The organism is Paenibacillus sp. GCM10023250, from assembly GCF_042653205.1.
GTDB lineage: Bacteria > Bacillota > Bacilli > Paenibacillales > Paenibacillaceae > Paenibacillus_Z.
In genome coordinates this window covers 1-18552 of the sequence record NZ_JBHSHY010000068.1, presented here as the reverse complement: position 1 = coordinate 18552, position 18552 = coordinate 1, and the positions used below count along the sequence as shown (strand labels likewise).

General features: G+C 61.0%; 19 protein-coding genes. 2 read left to right on the top strand and 17 right to left on the bottom strand.

What is annotated here, in order from left to right; genetic code table 11:
* Window positions 1-77: 77 nt before the first annotated feature.
* Window positions 78-587, bottom strand: a complete 510-nt coding sequence (locus ACFPB1_RS26620; protein WP_379229221.1) for a DinB family protein — start codon at window positions 585-587, stop codon at window positions 78-80.
* Between the two features lie 434 nt (window positions 588-1021).
* Between ACFPB1_RS26620 and ACFPB1_RS26615 the strand changes: the two genes are divergently transcribed.
* Entirely contained in the window at window positions 1022-1696 is a 675-nt protein-coding gene (locus tag ACFPB1_RS26615; RefSeq protein WP_379229220.1) for a hypothetical protein, read from the top strand.
* Between the two features lie 81 nt (window positions 1697-1777).
* Here ACFPB1_RS26615 and ACFPB1_RS26610 read toward each other — a convergent pair whose 3' ends face one another.
* The 9 genes from ACFPB1_RS26610 to ACFPB1_RS26570 form a co-directional block, all read right to left on the bottom strand.
* A complete protein-coding gene (locus ACFPB1_RS26610) occupies window positions 1778-3058 on the bottom strand; it encodes an ArsB/NhaD family transporter (RefSeq protein WP_379229218.1) in 1281 nt (426 codons plus the stop codon).
* A gap of 339 nt (window positions 3059-3397) precedes the next feature.
* Window positions 3398-5035: a chaperonin GroEL gene (gene groL / locus ACFPB1_RS26605; RefSeq protein ID WP_379229217.1), complete on the bottom strand. Its 1638-nt coding sequence runs from the start codon at window positions 5033-5035 to the stop codon at window positions 3398-3400.
* 73 nt (window positions 5036-5108) lie between these two features.
* Window positions 5109-5390, bottom strand: coding sequence for a co-chaperone GroES (gene groES / locus ACFPB1_RS26600; RefSeq protein ID WP_379229216.1), 282 nt, complete (start codon window positions 5388-5390; stop codon window positions 5109-5111).
* A gap of 203 nt (window positions 5391-5593) precedes the next feature.
* Window positions 5594-6334, bottom strand: coding sequence for a twin-arginine translocase subunit TatC (tatC, locus tag ACFPB1_RS26595; RefSeq protein WP_379229222.1), 741 nt, complete (start codon window positions 6332-6334; stop codon window positions 5594-5596).
* Between the two features lie 156 nt (window positions 6335-6490).
* Window positions 6491-6727 carry a twin-arginine translocase TatA/TatE family subunit gene (locus tag ACFPB1_RS26590; RefSeq protein ID WP_379229214.1) on the bottom strand — a complete coding sequence of 79 codons (237 nt, stop codon included), beginning with the start codon at window positions 6725-6727 and terminating at the stop codon, window positions 6491-6493.
* A 56-nt stretch (window positions 6728-6783) separates the two neighbouring features.
* Entirely contained in the window at window positions 6784-7809 is a 1026-nt protein-coding gene (locus ACFPB1_RS26585) for a molybdopterin-binding protein (protein ID WP_379229213.1), read from the bottom strand.
* Window positions 7806-8300 (bottom strand): MogA/MoaB family molybdenum cofactor biosynthesis protein, encoded by a 495-nt coding sequence (locus ACFPB1_RS26580; RefSeq protein WP_379229212.1) that lies wholly within the window; start codon window positions 8298-8300, stop codon window positions 7806-7808. The genes ACFPB1_RS26585 and ACFPB1_RS26580 overlap by 4 nt, the downstream gene beginning before the upstream one ends.
* Before the next feature lie 57 nt (window positions 8301-8357).
* A complete protein-coding gene (gene moaC / locus ACFPB1_RS26575; RefSeq protein ID WP_379229211.1) occupies window positions 8358-8834 on the bottom strand; it encodes a cyclic pyranopterin monophosphate synthase MoaC in 477 nt (158 codons plus the stop codon).
* Window positions 8815-9459 carry a 5-formyltetrahydrofolate cyclo-ligase gene (locus ACFPB1_RS26570; protein WP_379229210.1) on the bottom strand — a complete coding sequence of 215 codons (645 nt, stop codon included), beginning with the start codon at window positions 9457-9459 and terminating at the stop codon, window positions 8815-8817. The genes moaC and ACFPB1_RS26570 overlap by 20 nt, the downstream gene beginning before the upstream one ends.
* Window positions 9460-9669: 210 nt before the next feature.
* On the opposite strand from ACFPB1_RS26570, the gene ACFPB1_RS26565 reads away from it, so the two are divergent.
* Window positions 9670-11610 (top strand): ABC-F family ATP-binding cassette domain-containing protein, encoded by a 1941-nt coding sequence (locus ACFPB1_RS26565; protein ID WP_379229209.1) that lies wholly within the window; start codon window positions 9670-9672, stop codon window positions 11608-11610.
* Between the two features lie 356 nt (window positions 11611-11966).
* Here the strand turns inward: ACFPB1_RS26565 and ACFPB1_RS26560 are convergent, their stop codons facing one another.
* The 7 genes from ACFPB1_RS26560 to ACFPB1_RS26530 all read right to left on the bottom strand — a co-directional run.
* Window positions 11967-12125 carry a hypothetical protein gene (locus ACFPB1_RS26560; RefSeq protein WP_379229208.1) on the bottom strand — a complete coding sequence of 53 codons (159 nt, stop codon included), beginning with the start codon at window positions 12123-12125 and terminating at the stop codon, window positions 11967-11969.
* 473 nt (window positions 12126-12598) lie between these two features.
* The gene (locus ACFPB1_RS26555) at window positions 12599-14215 is read right to left on the bottom strand and encodes a 2-isopropylmalate synthase (RefSeq protein WP_379229207.1); all 1617 of its coding nucleotides are present in this window, start codon (window positions 14213-14215) and stop codon (window positions 12599-12601) included.
* A gap of 975 nt (window positions 14216-15190) precedes the next feature.
* Window positions 15191-16228: a tRNA (adenosine(37)-N6)-threonylcarbamoyltransferase complex transferase subunit TsaD gene (gene tsaD / locus ACFPB1_RS26550; RefSeq protein ID WP_379229206.1), complete on the bottom strand. Its 1038-nt coding sequence runs from the start codon at window positions 16226-16228 to the stop codon at window positions 15191-15193.
* Window positions 16218-16715, bottom strand: coding sequence for a ribosomal protein S18-alanine N-acetyltransferase (gene rimI / locus ACFPB1_RS26545; RefSeq protein WP_379229205.1), 498 nt, complete (start codon window positions 16713-16715; stop codon window positions 16218-16220). The genes tsaD and rimI overlap by 11 nt, the downstream gene beginning before the upstream one ends.
* Window positions 16702-17574: a tRNA (adenosine(37)-N6)-threonylcarbamoyltransferase complex dimerization subunit type 1 TsaB gene (gene tsaB / locus ACFPB1_RS26540; RefSeq protein ID WP_379229204.1), complete on the bottom strand. Its 873-nt coding sequence runs from the start codon at window positions 17572-17574 to the stop codon at window positions 16702-16704. Before tsaB ends, rimI begins: the two co-directional genes overlap by 14 nt.
* A gap of 3 nt (window positions 17575-17577) precedes the next feature.
* On the bottom strand, window positions 17578-18057 hold the full coding sequence (tsaE, locus tag ACFPB1_RS26535; RefSeq protein WP_379229203.1) for a tRNA (adenosine(37)-N6)-threonylcarbamoyltransferase complex ATPase subunit type 1 TsaE: 480 nt from the start codon (window positions 18055-18057) through the stop codon (window positions 17578-17580).
* 12 nt (window positions 18058-18069) lie between these two features.
* The coding region (locus tag ACFPB1_RS26530; protein ID WP_379229202.1) for an AIR synthase-related protein at window positions 18070-18552 on the bottom strand (483 nt) is incomplete at its 5' end.

Genomic DNA, 18552 nt, shown 5'->3' with positions numbered 1-18552 from the left:
CGCTCAATCTTACGGCTTCTTCTTTGAATGCTTTGTCGTATCGATTCATTTCTCTCGTCCCCTCGTCAGCTTTCATTTTATTTCATACGAGGGTGTTTTTCGACTGCATTTTTATCGTAGCACTCCATTTCCCGATAAGCCTGTCGTACCCGTTCAATCTGGGCGAGGTGGCCACGGACATGCTTGACGCGCAATTCCAGCAGCTCTTTGAATGTGTACCGCACTCCATCGGGATATTGCCCAACCCGATCAACCTGCCCGGGAGTCAGATTTTCCAAAAGCGGCAGCATGCTAACCCGAAGCATTTGGAACAGAAGCAGGTGCTGCTCGCGATTCAAACGTTCATATCCTAGGTTATCCGTCCACGCTTCCTGCTCAAATGAAAGCAGAAGCGGTTCTTCCTCCGCCAAGACTTTTCTCATCCGATGTGTTGACAGGATTTCGTCATCCGTCATATGGATCACAATTTGATGGATACTCCATTTGTCCGGTGCAGGTTGGAAACGCAGTTCTTCCTCAGACAATCCTTCGACGGCTTCTCGCAGCAACGCATAGTCTTGGCTGTACTCCTTGATTAGCTTTTCCACTTAATCCTCTCCTACAACATTATTCGTGTGACAAGAGCATTCGATAATATTATTTCTTCTCTATAGAACAAATACCTTCTTGGTTTTAACCAGTAATAAGTCACCCTAAAGTGATTTCCCGGAATTCTGGGAATTTAGCGATTAAGCTAAACTGCCTGTTCGCAACGACGGCAGCCGATCGTTCTACGGCCGGCTGCCGTCATACCCCATGATCGAGCGATCGTGTTCCGTTAGTTAACCTACCTGTGATGGCATGGTCTTAAATTGATTAACCCTACGCCCATAAAAACCATACTTACCGCCCAGATGACACCAATCAACCCCATATCAGAACATCAGGCTGTACTAGCTGCTTCTTAAGGCGGCTATCGTGTAGAAGGAATAAATGCCCCTATATTCACCGACAATGATGATATACAGAAGGGAGGCCCAGGATGAAATATATCCTCACGGTGTTGGTCGCCTGCTTGGTGATATGGTATCCAACCGATTCAATTGTTGCCGCCGATGTTTGGCCGGATTCCAAATTAAAGCGCCTAGAGGCCGAGAGCGGGCATAAACTTGAAATTCATTGGGATGTCACGACTCAGACGCCTTCGCTTATAACCGGCGCTCTATCCAAGCCATCGAGACATACACCGGCCTGGATCGCGCTTGAATTCGTAAATAAACACAGGGGATTGTATGGAATTCAAAGTCCTCACTCTGTCATGCAGGTGGTAGAGATTAGCGGGCAGCGAGCGTCGGTTAACCGTGTGCGGGTACAGCATATGCTATATAAGACGCCCGTATGGGGAGACGAGCTGCGGATTGACATCGATGAGAATGGGGTCATCCAACGCGTGGAGGGGCGGATACATCCGAACCTGGCGAAAGCAACTTTTAACCGCCCCCATCATGCAGCTATCAGTCAAGAAAAAGCCATTCGTGTTGCTGCCGCAAGCTTAGATCAGCAGCATATACGCTTAGATCAAGCTGACGTTCAACCTTATTATCTCCCCTCGCGCGCCGGTATTCCGCTCGTCTTTTCCGTAACCTTCCAGTCCTCGAGCCAGACGCCAATGCGCGTTATGGTTCATGCCTTGACCGGCAAAGTCATATCGCAATAAAAAAACAGGCCCTTACAGCATCCAACAGCTGTAAGGACCTTGTTCGTTCTTTTATCCGCCGCACCGCCACTCCGCACCGGACTAATATAGGTAACGATAATAGACGTAGATACTCGACACGACAATGGATAACAGCATAAGCGGGAATCCGATTTTTAGGAATTGAAGGAATCGGATCGGATAGCCTTCTTTGCCCGACATGCCCGCGACGATAAGGTTTGCGCTCGCACCTATAAGCGATCCGTTTCCGCCAAGACATGCGCCAAGCGCTAAGCTCCACCAGAGGGGCTCTAAGTTACTGACGCCCATATTGCCCATTTCCTGGATCATAGGGATCATCGTGGCCACGAAGGGGATGTTATCCAAAAAAGCGGAGGCGATCGCGCTTAGCCACAGGATAAGCAACGAAGTTGCGACGAGGTCGCCTCCGGTCAGATCGATCGCCTGCTTCGCCAGCTCCGCGATGACGCCCGTCTCGATTAGTCCGGACACGAGCACGAACAAGCCAATAAAGAAGAAGATTGTCATCCACTCGACCTTGATCAATGCCTGCTCCATCCTATGCTCGCCCGTGAGAAGCAGAAGCAGAAACGCACCTGCCAGTGCGACGGTGGCGGACTCGAGATGGAGCATTTGGTGAGTGAAAAAACCAATCAGCGTCAGGCCTAGCACGATCAGACACTTGCGCAGCAGCTTCGGATTGGAGATCAACTTATTCTCGTTCATCTCCATGATGCTACGCTTCAGCGCATCCGTCGTTTGAATTTTTTTGCGAAACATCCAGACAAATAGCGGTACGTAAACAGCCATGACAATGACGGCGACCGGCGCCAAATTATGAATGAATGCCATAAACGTCAGTTCCTTGACGGCGCTGCCGATCATGATATTTGGCGGATCGCCGATCAGGGTCGCCGTTCCCCCAACATTGGAGGCGATGATCTGCGTCACCAGGTACGGGACCGGGTTAACGCGGAGCTGCCGCGTGATACTGAACGTCACGGGAACCATGAGCAGCACTGTCGTTACATTGTCCAGGAACGCGGACCCGATTGCGGTGATGAGCGACAAGAGCACAAGAATTCGTATGGGATCGCCCTTCGCTTTTTTTGCCGCCATGACGGCGATATAGTTGAATGCCCCCGTTTCAGCCGTCGTACTGACGATGATCATCATGCCAACCAACAGCCCCAGCGTATTAAAGTCGATATGATGGACCGCCGTCTCCTGATCGACGATGCCTAGCACGATCATGAGCAGACCGCCGACCATCGCCACGATGGTCCGATGAATTTTTTCCGAGATAATCAGCGCATAGATGACTAGAAAAATGCCGATGGCCCAAACCGCTTGTTGTTCCATAAGAACCTCCCCCAATTGGAATGCATGAAAATAGGTTTAACTGCAATCGCTCATCGTATGCCAATCGTTCCATATGGAAGGCCAAAAAAAGCAAAGAGGAGCCCACCAAATGGCAGGCTCCTCCGATAAATCCGATATACAGTTAGCTCCATCATAATGGATGAGGGCGCAAAAGTAAAGACGGTATATCTGCGATGCGGAAGCCGCTTAATCTTCGAATAGCTGAAAGAAATCCGAGCCGTGCTGCGCATGAAATGTGACCTTTTCGTGACCATATAAAGGAAAACGGGGCCCAAGAGGCCCCGTTTTCCTTGCTATGACTGGGTTTTGGCCAGCGGCTTACATCATGCCGCCCATGCCGCCCATTCCGCCCATGCCGCCCATGTCAGGCATGCCTGGTTTGTCTTTTTCCGGCTTGTCGGCGACGACCGCTTCGGTCGTCAGGAACATCGCCGCGACGGATGCCGCGTTTTGCAGCGCGGAACGCGTTACTTTCGCAGGGTCGACGATACCGGCTTGGAACATGTTGACCCATTCGCCAGTAGCGGCGTTGTAGCCGATGCCGATGTCTTCTTTCTTCAGACGCTCGACGATAACGGAGCCTTCTTGGCCTGCGTTCGCCGCGATCGTGCGAACCGGCTCTTCCAGCGCGCGAAGCACGATGTTGACGCCCGTTTGCTCGTCGCCGGCCGCGTTAACGGCCGTTACGGCTGCATATACGTTCACGAGTGCGGTGCCGCCGCCGGATACGATGCCTTCCTCCACGGCTGCGCGCGTGGAGTTCAGGGCGTCTTCGATGCGGAGCTTGCGCTCTTTCAGTTCGGTTTCCGTTGCCGCGCCGACCTTGATAACCGCTACGCCGCCGGCCAGTTTAGCCAGACGCTCTTGCAGCTTCTCGCGGTCGAAGTCGGACGTCGTTTCATCCAGCTGCGCGCGGATTTGGTTGATGCGCACGTCGATGTCGGACTTCACGCCGGCACCGTCGACGACGATCGTGTTTTCTTTCGTCACGCGGATTTGGCGCGCGGAACCGAGTTGATCCACGGTCGTGGCTTTCAGCTCGAGGCCGAGTTCTTCCGTGATCACTTGGCCGCCCGTCAGAGCGGCGATATCGCCCAGCATCGCTTTGCGGCGGTCGCCGAAGCCAGGAGCTTTAACGGCTACGCACGTGAACGTGCCGCGCAGACGGTTAACGAGCAGCGTAGCGAGCGCTTCGCCTTCCACGTCTTCCGCGATGATCAGCAGCTGCTTGCCGGATTGTACGACTTTCTCCAGCACCGGCAGGATCTCTTGGATGTTGGAGATCTTCTTGTCGGTGATCAGGATGTACGGGTTTTCGAGCACGGCTTCCATTTTGTCCGTGTCCGTGATCATGTACGGGGACAGGTAGCCGCGGTCGAACTGCATGCCTTCTACGACTTCCAGCTCCGTGATGAAGCCTTTGGACTCTTCGACGGTGATAACGCCATCGTTGCCGACTTTCTCCATCGCTTCCGCGATCAGTTGGCCGACTTCTTCGTCAGCGGAGGAGATCGACGCGACTTGCGCGATCGATTGCTTGCCTTCGATCGGCTTCGCGATGACTTTCAGCTCTTCAACGGCCGCGCGAACGGCTTTCTCGATGCCTTTGCGGATTACCATCGGGTTAGCGCCGGCCGTTACGTTCTTCAGGCCTTCGCGGATCATCGCTTGCGCCAGGACCGTAGCGGTCGTCGTGCCGTCGCCCGCCACGTCGTTCGTTTTGGTCGCGACTTCTTTAACCAGCTGCGCGCCCATGTTTTCGAACGCGTCTTCCAGCTCGATTTCTTTCGCGATGGACACGCCGTCGTTCGTGATCAGCGGGCTGCCGAATTTCTTCTCGAGCACCACGTTGCGGCCTTTAGGACCGAGGGTAACCTTAACTGCGTTCGCCAGGGCGTCTACCCCGCGCAGCATCGCGCGGCGCGCGTCTTCGCCGAATTTAATGTCTTTCGCCATCGTTGATAACCTCCTGATTGATTAATTTAAGTAAAACCAAGCTTGCCATGTATGTGGAGCCAAAGCCCGCGGCTTAGCCCAAAATCGCGTGGATGTCGCTTTCTTTCATAATCAACAGCTCTTTGCCTTCGTACTTCACTTCGGTGCCGGCGTACTTGGAGAACAGGACGCGGTCGCCTTCCTTGACTTCAAGAGCAATGCGCACGCCGTCTTTAACCGCGCCGCTGCCGACGGCGATAACTCTGCCTTCTTGCGGCTTTTCTTTAGCCGTGTCAGGCAGCAAAATGCCGCTTGCAGTTGTCTCTTCCTTCGCGATTGGTTCGATCAATACGCGTTCACCCAAAGGTCTGATCATGAAAATAGCCTCCTTTAAATAGTGGTGGAACATTGTTAGCACTCGCACTCGTTAAGTGCTAATAACCATTTCTAATAATACCGAAGTCCTTCGGCGATTTCAAGTCTTTCTCGGCCGATTTCATAGGAATTTTACAAGCCTCTCCCCTTGTCAGGATGACGCTTGCCGCCGGCACGAAAAAAACCGGCTTTCGCCGGTTTCCGTTACGTTCCGTATTCTTCTTCCCACGCCTGGTCGGCGATCAGCTGCTTCTTGTAGACGAGGCTCGACAGCATGACACTGATCTCGTATAGCAGAATGAGCGGCGCCGCCACCAGAGAGTCCGAAATGAAATCCGGCGGCGTGACCACGACCCCGACGATGATGAGCACGAAATACGCGAGCTTGCGCATTTTCTTCAAGCGCATCGGATTCAGGATCCGCAGCTTCGTCAGGAACATGATCACGATCGGCAGCTCGAACAGCAGCGAGATCGGAATAAGGATATTGAACAGGAACGAGAAGTATTGAATGACCCCGTACGTCTCCTCGAGGTTCAGATGCTTCGCGACGCCCGTCGTGAAATTGAACGCCATCGGGAAGACGACGTAATACGAGAAGGCCAGGCCGACGAGGAACATGAGGAGGACGAACGGCACGAACAGGAGCGTCGCCCGCTGTTCCCGCCGCCCGAGCGCCGGCTTTACGAATGCCCACAGCTGGTAAGCCGAGGCCGGCAGGGCGAAGACGAGCGCGATGACGAGCGCGAACTTCATGTAGAGGCCGATGCCGTCCCAGAGGGAGAAGGCGTTCAGCTTCATGCCCTTCACCGGATCCTGGCTCACCAGGTAGTTGTATACCGGGTCCGCGAGGAACAGCCCGAGGATCATCCCGGCGACCAGGAAGACGAGCACGAAGATGATTCTCCGCCGAAGCTCGCCGATGTGGTCGAAGAGCGTCATCATTTTATCGCCGCGCAGGGCTTCCTTCGAATCGGCCGAATCCAGGTTGGCCACCGTTAACCGTCACCTCTCTTATCGCGCATTGTCCGCCGCCGTTCGATGGACGGCGCGGTTCGCGCATGCTGACTGTCCCGATGCAAGAAAAAAAGCGGGCCCCACTCACTCTGGGAGCCGCTTGTCGTCGATGCGATCTTCCGTACGGTTCACTTCTACCCGCTTGCCCGCATCCTTGCGGTCCTGGTTGTCGTCATCCATGATATCTTTTGCGCCGGCCTTGAATTCCTTGAGCGTCCGTCCGAACGCCCGGCCGAGCTCCGGCAGCTTGTTGGGTCCGAACAGCAGCAGCGCCACGAGCGCGATCAGCAGAAAACCGGTAACGCCGATTCCGCTAAACATAATAGTAACCTCCTTCATGTTCACTTACACGAATGATTCATGCTCCGACTCGGACCTCAGCGGACGTGCAGGCCGCCGTAGCCCATCGATACGATATCCGCTCGCGAAATGGTCTCGCCCGCGAGCACGCGGGGCAGCAAGACGTCGAACGAGGTGTAGGGATCATGCATTACGCAGCCCGGAAGTCCCATGATAGGGGTGCCGTCCAGGTAGCCCATGAGCAGCATGGACCCCGGCAGCATCGGCGTGCCGTAACTGACGATCTGCGCGCCCGCTTCCGCGATGGCGGCAGGCGTACGGTCGTCGGGGTCTACGGACATTCCGCCGGTTACGACAATCATATCATAGGACTGCCGATGGAAGTAGTGTATTTCCTTGACAATTGTTTGTCGGTCGTCCGGCGAGAATCGCTGTTCCGCGACCTCGGAGCCGAGCGCCTCGACGATGCGCCGGACCGCGGGGCCGAACTTGTCCTCGATGCGTCCCGAGAACACTTCCCCGCCCGTCGTCAGCAGCCCGATCCGGAATCGGCGCAGCGGCTTCAGGCTGAGCGGCCCCTTGCCGCCGCTTCGCGCCCGGTAATCGGCCACGATCGCCTCGACGGCCGCGACCTTCGCCTCCGGCACGACGAGCGGAATGACGCGCGTCGCCGCCAATTGGCCGCCGGGCTTCACGACGGCGTCCGCCCGCAGCGTCGCCAGGGCGATGTCCCCGAGCTCGTTAATGGCGTGCACGACGTCCGGATCGACGACGGCCAGCGCGGGAACGTCAAGCGCCGACTTGACCGCCACCTTGCCTTCGTGCGGCTCCGTCAGCAGCAGCCCGTCGTCCATGAGCGCGGCGGCCATCCGTCCCGCGGCGTCGTCCTCGTGCAGCTCGCCTTCGGCCAGCTCCATAATGTAGATATGCTCCTTGCCGATGTCGAGCAGCTTCGGAATGTCCGCCTCCGCGACGACATGCCCTTTCTTGAAGAGGCGTCCCTTGAACTGCCCCGGGATGATCTGGGTCAAATCATGGGCCAGCACGAGGCCGACCGCCTCCCGCACCGGCACTTCCTTCAGCCGCGTCCGCAGCCCGCTCATTCCGCGTGCTCTCCCGTCCGTCCGGACAAGATGTTGAGCGCGTGCGGCAGCTGGTCCATGATGGCCATCAGGTTCTCGTGCACGCCCTTCGGACTGCCCGGCAGGTTGATGATCAGCGAGCGGCCGCGAATGCCGCACACGCCGCGCGAGAGCATCGCCCTGCGGGTCCGCTGCATGGCGCCGAGGCGCATCGCTTCGGCGAGTCCCGGCACGATCCGGTCGACGACCTTCAGCGTCGCCTCGGGGGTCCAATCCCTGGGGGCGAGCCCGGTGCCGCCCGTCGTAATGACCAGGTCCGCTTGAAAATAGTCCGTCATTTCAATCAAAGCCGCCATGATTTCGTCCTGCTCGTCGGGCACGATCCGATAATCGACGATTTCGCCGCTAAGCTCTTCCTCGACGAGCTCGCGGATCACCTGCGCGCTCGTATCCTCGCGCTCGCCGCGCGAGCCTTTGTCGCTTGCCGTGAGCAAGGCCACTTTCCACCGCATTCGCATCTCCCCCAATCGCAATATGTTCGCCTTCCCATGCCGTACGGCACATGAAAGTTAAACGCCGTTAACGCGATAATCGCCGTTTTTGCCGCCGCTCTTCGACACGAGCAGGGTCGGCCCGATGACCATGTCCTTCTGCAGCGCCTTGCACATGTCGTACACCGTCAGCGCCGCCGCGGACACCGCCGTCAAGGCTTCCATCTCCACGCCGGTCTTGCCGGTCGTCTTGACCGTTCCTTCTATATAAAGTTCGTTTGCCCCGTTATCGCCGAACGCCAGGTTGACGCCGGTCAGCGGCAGCGGATGGCACATCGGAATCCAGTCCGACGTCTTCTTCGCCGCCATGATGCCCGCCACCTGCGCCACGGCGAGCACGTCGCCCTTGCCGATCGTGCCGGCCTTGATCCGCCGCAGCGTCTCCTCGTCCATCGTCACCGTCGTCCGCGCGACGGCGGTCCTGGCCGTGACGTCCTTATCCGACACGTCTACCATGCGCGCGCGTCCTTGGTCGTTAAAATGCGTCAAATCCATGCTGCGTTCCTCCCGTAAATCCGCGTTCCGTCAAGACGGCGTCGACGCGGACGTCGTGCGCGTCCATCGGCACTTCGTCCACGAGCTGCGCCCCGTAACCGAGGGCAATCCACGGCGGCATGGCGGCGCCCGCCTGCCGCGTCAGCGCTTCGAGCCGGTCCCGGAAGCGGTCGTAGTAACCGCCGCCGTAGCCCAGCCGTCCGCCGCTCCGGTCGAATGCGAGCCCCGGCACGAACACGACGTCCGGGACGTACGACGCCTTGCAGCGCCGCGCGGTGACCGGATCCGGCTCCCGGATGCCGTACGCCCCCGGCGCCAGCTCGTCCCACGCCTCAATGGTGTACAGCTCCATCGAGCGGTCCCCGCGCACGACGCGCGGCACGACGACCGACAAGCCCGTGCGCCAGCACCATTCGATCAGAAGCGTCGTGTCGAGCTCCGAGCGGAACGGCACGTACGCCATGACGTTCGTGATCGGCAAACCCCTGTCATTCCGCCGGCGGATCCAATCCACCGCGAGCTGGCACACCGTATCCGCCCAAGCCATTCGGCTGTTCTCGGACAGCCCGTCTCGCAGCTCCTTTGCCGCGAGGCGCGCCGCCTGCTTCAGTTCCGTCCGGTTCATCCCATTCCCCTTTGCCTCGTTGTTTTCCGTCCCCGTCTGCGGTCCATCCTTAGTTGTATTTTAGTTTACCACTGTTGCCCATATTTCGCCAACACGCCCGAAGGCGGGAGAATGCGCGGACTTCCGGCCGCGAAACGGTCGCGCGCCGGCCCGATTTCATGTAAACTGGTACAAAGGCATTTTTCTTCAGGTTGGAGGTAAACGGGAACCATGCTTCTTCAAGTATCCGATGTATCCAAAAGCTACGGCGTCAGCAGCGTGCTCGCCAACATCACGTTCCAGGTGCAGCCGCGCGAACGGGTCGGCCTCGTGGGCGTGAACGGCGCGGGCAAGTCGACGCTGCTCCGGATTATCGCCGGCGAACTGAGCGCCGATTCCGGTACCGTCTATAAATCGAAAGAAACAACGATCGGCTATCTGGCGCAGTCCAGCGGCTTGCAGTCGGACAAGACCATCGAGGCCGAGATGCGGGCCGTATTCGCGCACCTGATCGACGCCGAGCGCGAGCTCCGCGCGCTGGAACAGCAAATCGCGGACCCGGCGCTGCACGCCGACGAGAAGCAGTACCAGGCGGTGCTCGACCGGTATGCCAAGCTCTCGGACTGGTTCCGGGCCAAGGGCGGCTTCGAGATGGAGACGCGCATCCGCAGCGTAGTGCACGGCATGGGCTTCGGCGGCTTCCCGCCGGACACGGTCATCTCCACGCTGAGCGGCGGCCAGAAGACGCGGCTCGCGCTCGCCCGCATCCTGCTGCAGGCGCCGGACCTGCTCATGCTCGACGAGCCGACCAACTACCTCGACATCGAGACGCTGACCTGGCTCGAGGATTATTTGCGTGGCTATGAAGGCGGCATCCTCGTCGTCTCCCACGACCGCTACTTCCTCGACGCCGTCGTCGGTACGATCGTGGAGATCGAGCGCCACCAGGCGAAGCGGTATACCGGCAATTACAGCCGCTTCATCGACATCAAGGCGGCCGAGTACGAGTCGCAAATGAAGCAGTACGAGAAGCAGCAGGAGGAAATCGCCAAGCTCGAGGACTTCGTGCAGCGGAACATCGTCCGCGCCTCCACGACGAAGCGCGCGCAAAGCCGGCGCAAGACGCTGGAGAAGATGGAACGCCTCGACAAGCCGCTCGGCGACTTGAAGAAGGCGCACTTCTCCTTCGAAATCGAACGCCAAAGCGGCAACGACGTGCTCGACGTCCGCGACCTGTCGATCCGCTTCCCGGAGAAGGACGCGCCGCTGTTCCGCGACGTGACGTTCCGGCTCGAACGCGGGGAGAACGTCGCGCTCATCGGTCCGAACGGCATCGGCAAGTCGACGCTGCTGAAGGCGCTTGTCGGCCAGCAGCCGTACGAGGCCGGCTCGATCCGCTGGGGCACGAACGTGAAGATCGGCTACTACGACCAGGAGCATACCGGCTTGAACCGCAACAATACGGTGCTCGAAGAGCTGTGGAGCGCGTATCCGAACATCGAGGAAGCCCGCATCCGCACGATCCTCGGCAACTTCCTCTTCAGCGGCGACGACGTGAAGAAGAAGATCAGCACCTTAAGCGGCGGCGAACGCGCGCGCGTGTCGCTGTCGAAGCTGATGCTGGCGCAGGCGAACATGCTCATTCTCGACGAACCGACGAACCATTTGGACCTGTACAGCAAGGAAGTGCTCGAAAGCGCGCTGATGGATTACGACGGAACGCTGCTGTTCATCTCCCATGATCGGTATTTCCTGAATAAGATGGCGGAGCGCATTGTCGAACTGAATCCGCGGGGCACGGAGCATTTCCTGGGAAATTATGACGAAATGATCCAGAAAAAGCGTGAAATCGAAGAGTTGCGTTTGGAATTGCAAGCTGCCGCGCAAGGAAAACAGAGCAAATCCGCGCAGGCGCCGGAACCCCAGCTCGTCTCCTCCTATGAAGCCGACAAACAGGCGAAGCGTGACGAACGGAACCGGCTGCGCAAGCAAGAACAGCTCGAGTCCGACATCGCGCGGCTGGAAGGCGAAATCGAGGAGCTCGAAGCGCTGCTCACGAACCCCGATGTGTACAACGACTACGTGCGGGTCGGCGAGCTGCAAGGCGACATCGACAAGCGCAAAGAGGAGCTGCAGGCCGTATACGAGGCCTGGGAGGAATTGCTCGCGTAGACGCTTGGCGCGACCGGATTGGCGCGCTAATCGCGTTCCGAAGGCCAAGAATTACCATACGCTAAAGCGATATTGGCCGCCGATTCCTGCTCGAACGCAGGCATCGGCGGCCTTTTCGCGCATACGCTGCCCGCCCCGGCGCCGCGTCATTTCGATGCATCAGCTGCATCTGACGCGTGCATTGCTTACGGCGCTAGACGCTGCTTGTCGGCGCGCCGGAGACGGTGGCCGCGCCGCGCGCAGTGTGTCCGGGACCGCACGCGGCGAGGCTGGGGCCGACGCTCGGTTTCGACAAGCCTGCCCACGGCATCGTTAATGGCCTTAAGCCCGTTCGACAGCATGGATCATTCGCCGCACTAACGATTAACGGCGGCAAACAGCGGCGGCCGCGCCGAGGCACCGCCGTTCGACGTAGGCGCGGCCTGCAGGCCGTTCGCGCCGGAGAGGATGCCGTTCGGATCGCGCAAGCCCGACTCGGCGCGATACAGCCCTAAGCCGCTTGGGATTGCCCGCATACGGGTCCTCCTTTGCCCGCGCCAAGGGTTATGCACAGCCGCAGCGACCGCCGCCGAACAAGCCGCTCCCGTAGGATTTCCCGCGCCTGAGAAAAGGAACCATGCGCCCGGACGTCCCTTCGCGCATCTATCCCCTCTTTCCACAACTCTATCCACAGCCGTGGACAAATTGCGCGGCAATTCTGGCATTGAATTTGTCGAAAAACCTCGCTACATTTACCGTAATTTTAATATTTCTCATCAAGCGTTTACGATTGCTTTAATTTTATTCCCACTATCCACATTATCCACAACCAGCCTGTGAAAAACTTATTCGACTTTTATGCACAATGTAAACGCCCGGATTCCGCGGCTTTCCGGCATTTGTGCACAACCGGACCGCTTGTTGTGGGCAAGGCTGTGGATAACAAAAAACAGGGGCTGCCCCCTGCTTTTTCGCAGCATTCGCCGTCCGACCGGCATTTGGCTTGCCGTCAACCCGACTTCGCTTCCTTGGCCGCTCCTGCGCCTTCCTCGTCCCCATTCGCGCTCATGAGCAGCTGGTTGCACGCCGCCACGTACGCTTGGGCCGACGCCAGGATGATGTCGTTATGCACCGCCGTGCCGCTATAGCGCTTGCCGCTGCGCACAACGCTGACGGCCGCTTCGCCGCGGGCGTCCTCGCCCGTGGACAGCGAATGCAGCTCCAGATCGTCGAACGCCGCGCCGACCGGGATGGCCTGCTGCAGGCAGTGGATGACCGCTTCGAGCGGCCCGGTCCCCGTGCCCGTATACGTGCGCTCCTCCTGCGATTCCCGTTCGCGGACGGTGACCGACGCGATGCGGGAGCGCTGCGTGCCCGCCAGCACCTGCAGGTCCACCAGCACGTACGGATCGTGCTGCGTCTCGGTCGATTCGCTCGCGAGGCGCACCAGCACGTCGTCCGGGACGATTTTGAGCTCGTCGGCTTTCTCCTTGAAGCGGTCGTACACGTCCTGCAGCTGCTCCTCGTTCAGGACGATGCCGAATTCCGCGAGGCGGTGCTTGATGGCGTGGCGGCCGGAATGCTTGCCGAGCACGATCATGCTGCGGGGGATGCCCATTGCCTCGGGGTCCATAATCTCGTACGTGTTGCGGTTCTTGAGCAGGCCGTCCTGATGGATGCCGGACTCGTGCTGGAACGCGTTCCGCCCGACGATCGGCTTGTTGTAGGCGATCGGGAAGTTCATCGCCCGGCTTACCATGCGCGATGTCTCGTAAATCTCGCCGACGTTAATGCCCGTCGCCGCGCCGATCGCGGCCTTGCGCGTCTCGATCGCCATGACCAGCTCCTCGAGTGAGCAGTTGCCGGCGCGTTCGCCGATGCCGTTCACCGTGACCTCGATCTGCGTCGCGCCGCCGGCGATCGCCGCGAGGCTGTTCGCCACCGCGAGGCCGAGGTCATTATGGCAGTGCGCGCTGAACTGCACCTGACCCGCGCCGCGCGCGCCCGCCCGCACGGCGCGGAACATGGCGCCGTACTCCTCCGGAAGCGCAAAGCCGAGCGTATCCGGCAGATTGATGATCGTCGCGCCCTCCGCGATGACCGCCTCGATCATCTCGATGACGAACTCGCGTCCGGTGCGGCTGGCGTCCATCGCCGAAAATTCGATTTCGTCAACGAACTGCTTGCCGTAAGCGACCATGGCGCGGGCGATGTTCACGACCTCGTCCCGGGACTTCTTCAGCTGGAAGTCCAGGTGAATGTCCGACGAGGAGATGAACAGGTGCAGGCGGCGGCGCGCCGCGTCCATCGTCGCCTTGACCGCCGCGTCGATGTCGCCCTTGATGGCGCGGGCGAAGCCGGCGATCTCGACATTGTGCAGCTCGCGCGAAATCTGCTGCACCGCGGCGAATTCGCCCGGGCTCGAGATCGGGAAGCCCGGCTCGATGACGTCGATGCCGAGCTTCGCCAGCTGGCGGGCGATGACGATCTTCTGTTCGGGCCGCAGCGTCGCGCCCGGCGACTGCTCGCCGTCGCGGAGCGTCGTGTCGAAGATGCGGATCCGCTTATCGGCGGACGAAGCGGCTGGCGTATCAGCGTTTGCGCGGGTGTCATGGGATTGGGTCATGGTTGATTCCTCCTGTATCGTGGGTTTGGGATGGGAGGGAGACGCCGGGCCGCGGCCGCAACGACGACAAAAAAGCCCGCCGTCTCCCAATAATCAAGAGACGACAGGCTTGTAGGGCATGCCGCGGTACCACTCTCGGTGCCCGGACGCTCCCGTCCGGACCCGCTCAAGCAGGAACCCTCGGCCGGTTCGGCCGCGAGTCCGCTGCACCCGATGACGGGGGTCAGCCGTAACGGAGTAGCCCGGCAGCCGGCCGTCCCTTTCGGACGCCGCCCCGCGTTCCCCCGTTCCGCTCCCAGGCGAGTTCAGATCTCCCTTCGGCTGCGTCGCACCGTCCCGCAGCTCTCTGATTCCCGGTCGTGATCCTACTACTCCTGTTCAACGCGTTGTGTTCGTTATAGGTGTACGTTCAAGCTTGATCCTTCATGCGTAATTGTAAATATTTGCCAATAAAAGGCTTTTCGACGATCGTTGCGGGCCATTCTCGGCTGTCCGACACTTCGCGTCGCGAAACGCGCGTGGCTCAACCGCATCCGGAGAATCAAAAAAGCCCGCCGTCTCTTGAAATTCAAGAGACGACGGACTGTGAGATCCGGCGCGGTACCACCCTTGTTGACGACGCGCGAGGCGCGGCCGTCCACCTTACGCACGGCGACCGACTCTAGAAATCGATGCCATGCACCCGATCACGGCGGTTAACCGTAACGGCGTACGCGGGCTCCCTTCAGCCTTGGCCTTCGGCCGACACTGAAACCCTCTCCGCCATTCCGCTCCCAGGCGAGGTTCAAGCTGCCTTCGGCTGCGTTGCACCATCCCGCAGCTCTCTGTTCCCGGCATTCGCTCTACTGCTCCTGTTCGTTGCGTTTCGTCGATTGAAGTGTTGTTGCCTATTATAGGCATATCGAAATCGTCTGTCAATTCCGAAAGTAAGGAAAGTTGAAAATACGGGCTCGCAGCCCCGTTGCGGCACGGCGTCTATGACACGACCGACCAGGCTTCCAGCGACAGGCCGGGCTCCGCCTTCATGTCGAGCGGCGTGAACTCGCCGCGCGCGTACTTCAAGTGCGCCGCCGCGCCGATCATCGCCGCGTTGTCGGTGCACAGCTGAAGCGGCGGCACGAGCAGCGGGATGCCCGCTTCCTCGCAGCGGGCCGCCAGCGCCGCGCGCAGGCCGCCGTTCGCGGCCACACCGCCGCACAACAGCAGCTGCTTGGCGCCGAACTGGCGCACGGCGCGAACCGCCTTCGTCGTCAGCACGTCGATGACGGACGCCTGGAATCCGCGGGCCAACGCGGCCTCGCGGATCGGCTCGCCCTTCATCGCAGCGGTGTTGATGGCGGCGAGCACGGCGGACTTCAGGCCGCTGAAGCTGAAGTCGTACGACTCCGGCTCGAGCCACGCCCGCGGCAGCGGCACTTCGTCGTCCGCGCCCTGCGCGAGCCGGTCGACATGCGGCCCGCCGGGATACGGGAACTTCAGCGTCCGCGCCACCTTGTCGTACGCTTCGCCCACGGCGTCATCGCGCGTGCGCCCGATGATGCGGAAGCGTCCCTCGCTCTCGAGCAGGACAAGCTCCGTATGGCCGCCCGAGGCGACCAGCGCGACACATGGATAGACCAGCTCGTGCACGAGCTCGTTCGCATAGATATGGCCGGCGATATGATGCGTGCCGATCAGCGGCAGGCCGAGCGCCATCGCCAGACTCTTGGCCGCCACGATGCCGACGAGCAGTGCGCCAACGAGCCCAGGCCCCTGCGTCACTGCGATCGCGGACAGGTCGCGGAACGAGACGCCGGCTTCGGCGAGCGCCTGTTCCATGATGACCGTAATCGACTCCGCGTGCTTGCGCGAGGCGATTTCCGGCACGACGCCGCCGAACCGGCGGTGCGTGTCGATCTGGCTCGAGACGATATTGGATAAAATCCGTTTGCCGCCGCGGACGACGGCCGCCGACGTTTCGTCGCAGCTCGTCTCCACGGCCAGGATGAGTGCCTTGCTCTCGTTAGTCGTCATACGATGGCTCCACTTCGGCGGACTCCGGCAGCTCCGCCCACATGATCAGGGCATCCTCCATGTTGTCCGAATAATAGCCGGGCCGGATGCCCGAGGGCTCGAAGCCCAGTTTGGAATACAGCCGCTGGGCGACCGCGTTGCTCACGCGGACTTCCAGCGTCATGCGGCGCGCGCCGAACAGGACGGCGGTCCGCATCAGCCCCGTCATCAGCTGTTCGCCGAGCCCTTGCCCGCGGTAGGCCTCGCGCACCGCGACGTTCGTCACGTGCGCCTCATCCATGATCGTCCACATGCCCGCGTAGCCGATGGCCGCACCCTCATAATCCATGACCATGTAGCGCGCGAAGTGATTGTTCGTCAGCTCGTTCACGAACGCCTCCTTCGTCCAGGGCGTCGTGAAGCTCTCTTCCTCGATGGCGGCGATCGCCGGCACGTCGTCCAGCGTCATCAAACGGAAGATGAGCCGGTTCCGGTCAATTGGCGTCATCTCGGACAGCTCCTTCCGCCGCTTGCTTCTCCTGCAGCTTCACTTCCGCTTCGGTCAGCTGCGTATAATTCGGGGCGAACGCATGCGCGTCGTCCCGTTCCCCCGCGGCTAACCGCTTCGCGCCGAGCGCGGCGACCGCCCGGCCCTCCAGCCAGAGCGGGAGCGCATGCACCGGCACGCCGGGGCACAGCGCCTGCAGCCGGCCGGCTTCGGCCTCGTGCTGCGCCAGCTCGCCGACGAGCCAGACCGCGTCCGGCCGCGACGGGCCTTCCGCCGCGCCGAGCGCCGCCGCCAGCTCGTCCACCCACTCTCGCATGAGCCGGATCCCGTCCGGCGCCTGCCGCGTCCACGCGCCGTCGGCCGCCGGATTCGCGCCCTCCGGCGCGGCGCCTGCGGCCGCGAAGCGCGCGGTATACGCCTGGCCTCGCCGGGCGTCCATGATCGGCACGATCCAAGCGCGCCCCGACGGTACGTCGGCCTCGCTGCCGTCCGGTCCGGCCGACGCCGCCGGCCACGCGCTGTAGGCCAGCGCCTCGAGGCTGGACACGCCGACGAGCGGCTTGTCCCATGCCCAGGCCAGCGTCTTGCCGAGCGATACGGCGATCCGCATGCCCGTATACGAGCCCGGCCCGCGTCCGATCGCGAGGCCGCCCAGCTCCTCGGGCTTCACGCCGCATTCCTCCAGCATCGTCTGCACCGCGGACACCGTATGCACGGAATGATTGCGTTCCGCGAGCGACTGCACCTCCCGGAGCACCTCTCCGCCCTGTACGAGCGCGGCGGCCAAAGCGGCCGTCGACGTATCCACGGCCAGCACGAGCCGTCCGTCCCCGCTCCCCTGCGTTGTCAGTTCACCCATCTGTTACCTAGCTCCCATTCGCTGTAAGTCTCGCACCCAGGCCGCGTACAGCGGACCGATGCCCTTGATCGCGATCCGGCGCGCGTCTCCGCCCAGATGCGCGATGTACATCTCCAGCCGCTCCGGCGGCAGCAGCGCCTCGATCAGGCTGGCCCATTCCACGATCGTCACGCCGTCGCCGAAGAAATACTCGTCGAGCCCGAGCTCGTCCGCTTCCGGCTCCGACAGCCGATAGACATCCATATGATAGAGCGGCAGCGCGCCCTGATATTCCTTAATAATCGTAAACGTCGGACTGTTCACGACGTCCGTCACGCCGATCCCTCTCGCGTAGGCTTGCGAGAACCGCGTCTTGCCCGCGCCGAGATCGCCGTCCAGGGCCAGCACCGTGCCCGGCACGGCCCAGCCCGCCAGCATCTCCGCGAGCCGGACCGTGCCGGACTCGTCGTCCGCCGTCCACTCGATTGCCTGAACCTCGCTCATCCGTTCACGCTCCTACCCGCCAAAATGATTATAGCCCCGCTTCGCGAGCGGCTCCCGCCGCGGCGCGGAGCCGGCGCCCCTACCCTGTCCGCGAACGTCCAGGTCGCGGACCAGGACGACGCCGGCGGGGCCTTCCTCCGCCTCGCCGACGATGTACATCGGCAGGCCGGCGGCTTCCAGCCCCGCCTTGGCCGCCTCCGCGTCGCCGGCCGCGATCGTGCCGAGCAGCACGTAGTCTTCGCCGCCGTAGAGGATCCACGCGAGCGGATCCGCCCCGGCGCGGCTCGCGTACGCGGCCAGGCTGCCGCTCTTCGGCAGCCGCGACTCGCGAAGCGCGAGCGTGACGCCCGAAGCCTCGGCGATCTCCCAGGCTTCGCTCGCGAGGCCGTCGCTGACGTCGTTCAGCGACGTGACCGTGCCGCGCGCGGCCAGCAGCGCCGCCGCGCGCACGGACGGCGCCGGCCGGCGGTGCGCCCGCACGAGCGCCGCCGTGCC

Bases quoted from the DNA above. Each gene is read 5' to 3' on its own strand.
- tatC (WP_379229222.1), bottom strand. From the start codon at position 6,334: ATGATGACGCTCTTCGACCACATCGGCGAGCTTCGGCGGAGAATCATC.
- groL (WP_379229217.1), bottom strand. From the start codon at position 5,035: ATGGCGAAAGACATTAAATTCGGCGAAGACGCGCGCCGCGCGATGCTG.
- tsaE (WP_379229203.1), bottom strand. From the start codon at position 18,057: ATGAGCGAGGTTCAGGCAATCGAGTGGACGGCGGACGACGAGTCCGGC.
- rimI (WP_379229205.1), bottom strand. From the start codon at position 16,715: ATGACGCCAATTGACCGGAACCGGCTCATCTTCCGTTTGATGACGCTG.
- ACFPB1_RS26590 (WP_379229214.1), bottom strand. From the start codon at position 6,727: ATGTTTAGCGGAATCGGCGTTACCGGTTTTCTGCTGATCGCGCTCGTG.
- ACFPB1_RS26580 (WP_379229212.1), bottom strand. From the start codon at position 8,300: ATGCGGTGGAAAGTGGCCTTGCTCACGGCAAGCGACAAAGGCTCGCGC.
- moaC (WP_379229211.1), bottom strand. From the start codon at position 8,834: ATGGATTTGACGCATTTTAACGACCAAGGACGCGCGCGCATGGTAGAC.
- ACFPB1_RS26565 (WP_379229209.1), top strand. From the start codon at position 9,670: ATGCTTCTTCAAGTATCCGATGTATCCAAAAGCTACGGCGTCAGCAGC.
- tsaB (WP_379229204.1), bottom strand. From the start codon at position 17,574: ATGGGTGAACTGACAACGCAGGGGAGCGGGGACGGACGGCTCGTGCTG.
- ACFPB1_RS26585 (WP_379229213.1), bottom strand. From the start codon at position 7,809: ATGAGCGGGCTGCGGACGCGGCTGAAGGAAGTGCCGGTGCGGGAGGCG.
- groES (WP_379229216.1), bottom strand. From the start codon at position 5,390: ATGATCAGACCTTTGGGTGAACGCGTATTGATCGAACCAATCGCGAAG.
- ACFPB1_RS26570 (WP_379229210.1), bottom strand. From the start codon at position 9,459: ATGAACCGGACGGAACTGAAGCAGGCGGCGCGCCTCGCGGCAAAGGAG.
- ACFPB1_RS26555 (WP_379229207.1), bottom strand. From the start codon at position 14,215: ATGACCCAATCCCATGACACCCGCGCAAACGCTGATACGCCAGCCGCT.
- ACFPB1_RS26615 (WP_379229220.1), top strand. From the start codon at position 1,022: ATGAAATATATCCTCACGGTGTTGGTCGCCTGCTTGGTGATATGGTAT.
- ACFPB1_RS26610 (WP_379229218.1), bottom strand. From the start codon at position 3,058: ATGGAACAACAAGCGGTTTGGGCCATCGGCATTTTTCTAGTCATCTAT.
- ACFPB1_RS26560 (WP_379229208.1), bottom strand. From the start codon at position 12,125: ATGCGGGCAATCCCAAGCGGCTTAGGGCTGTATCGCGCCGAGTCGGGC.
- tsaD (WP_379229206.1), bottom strand. From the start codon at position 16,228: ATGACGACTAACGAGAGCAAGGCACTCATCCTGGCCGTGGAGACGAGC.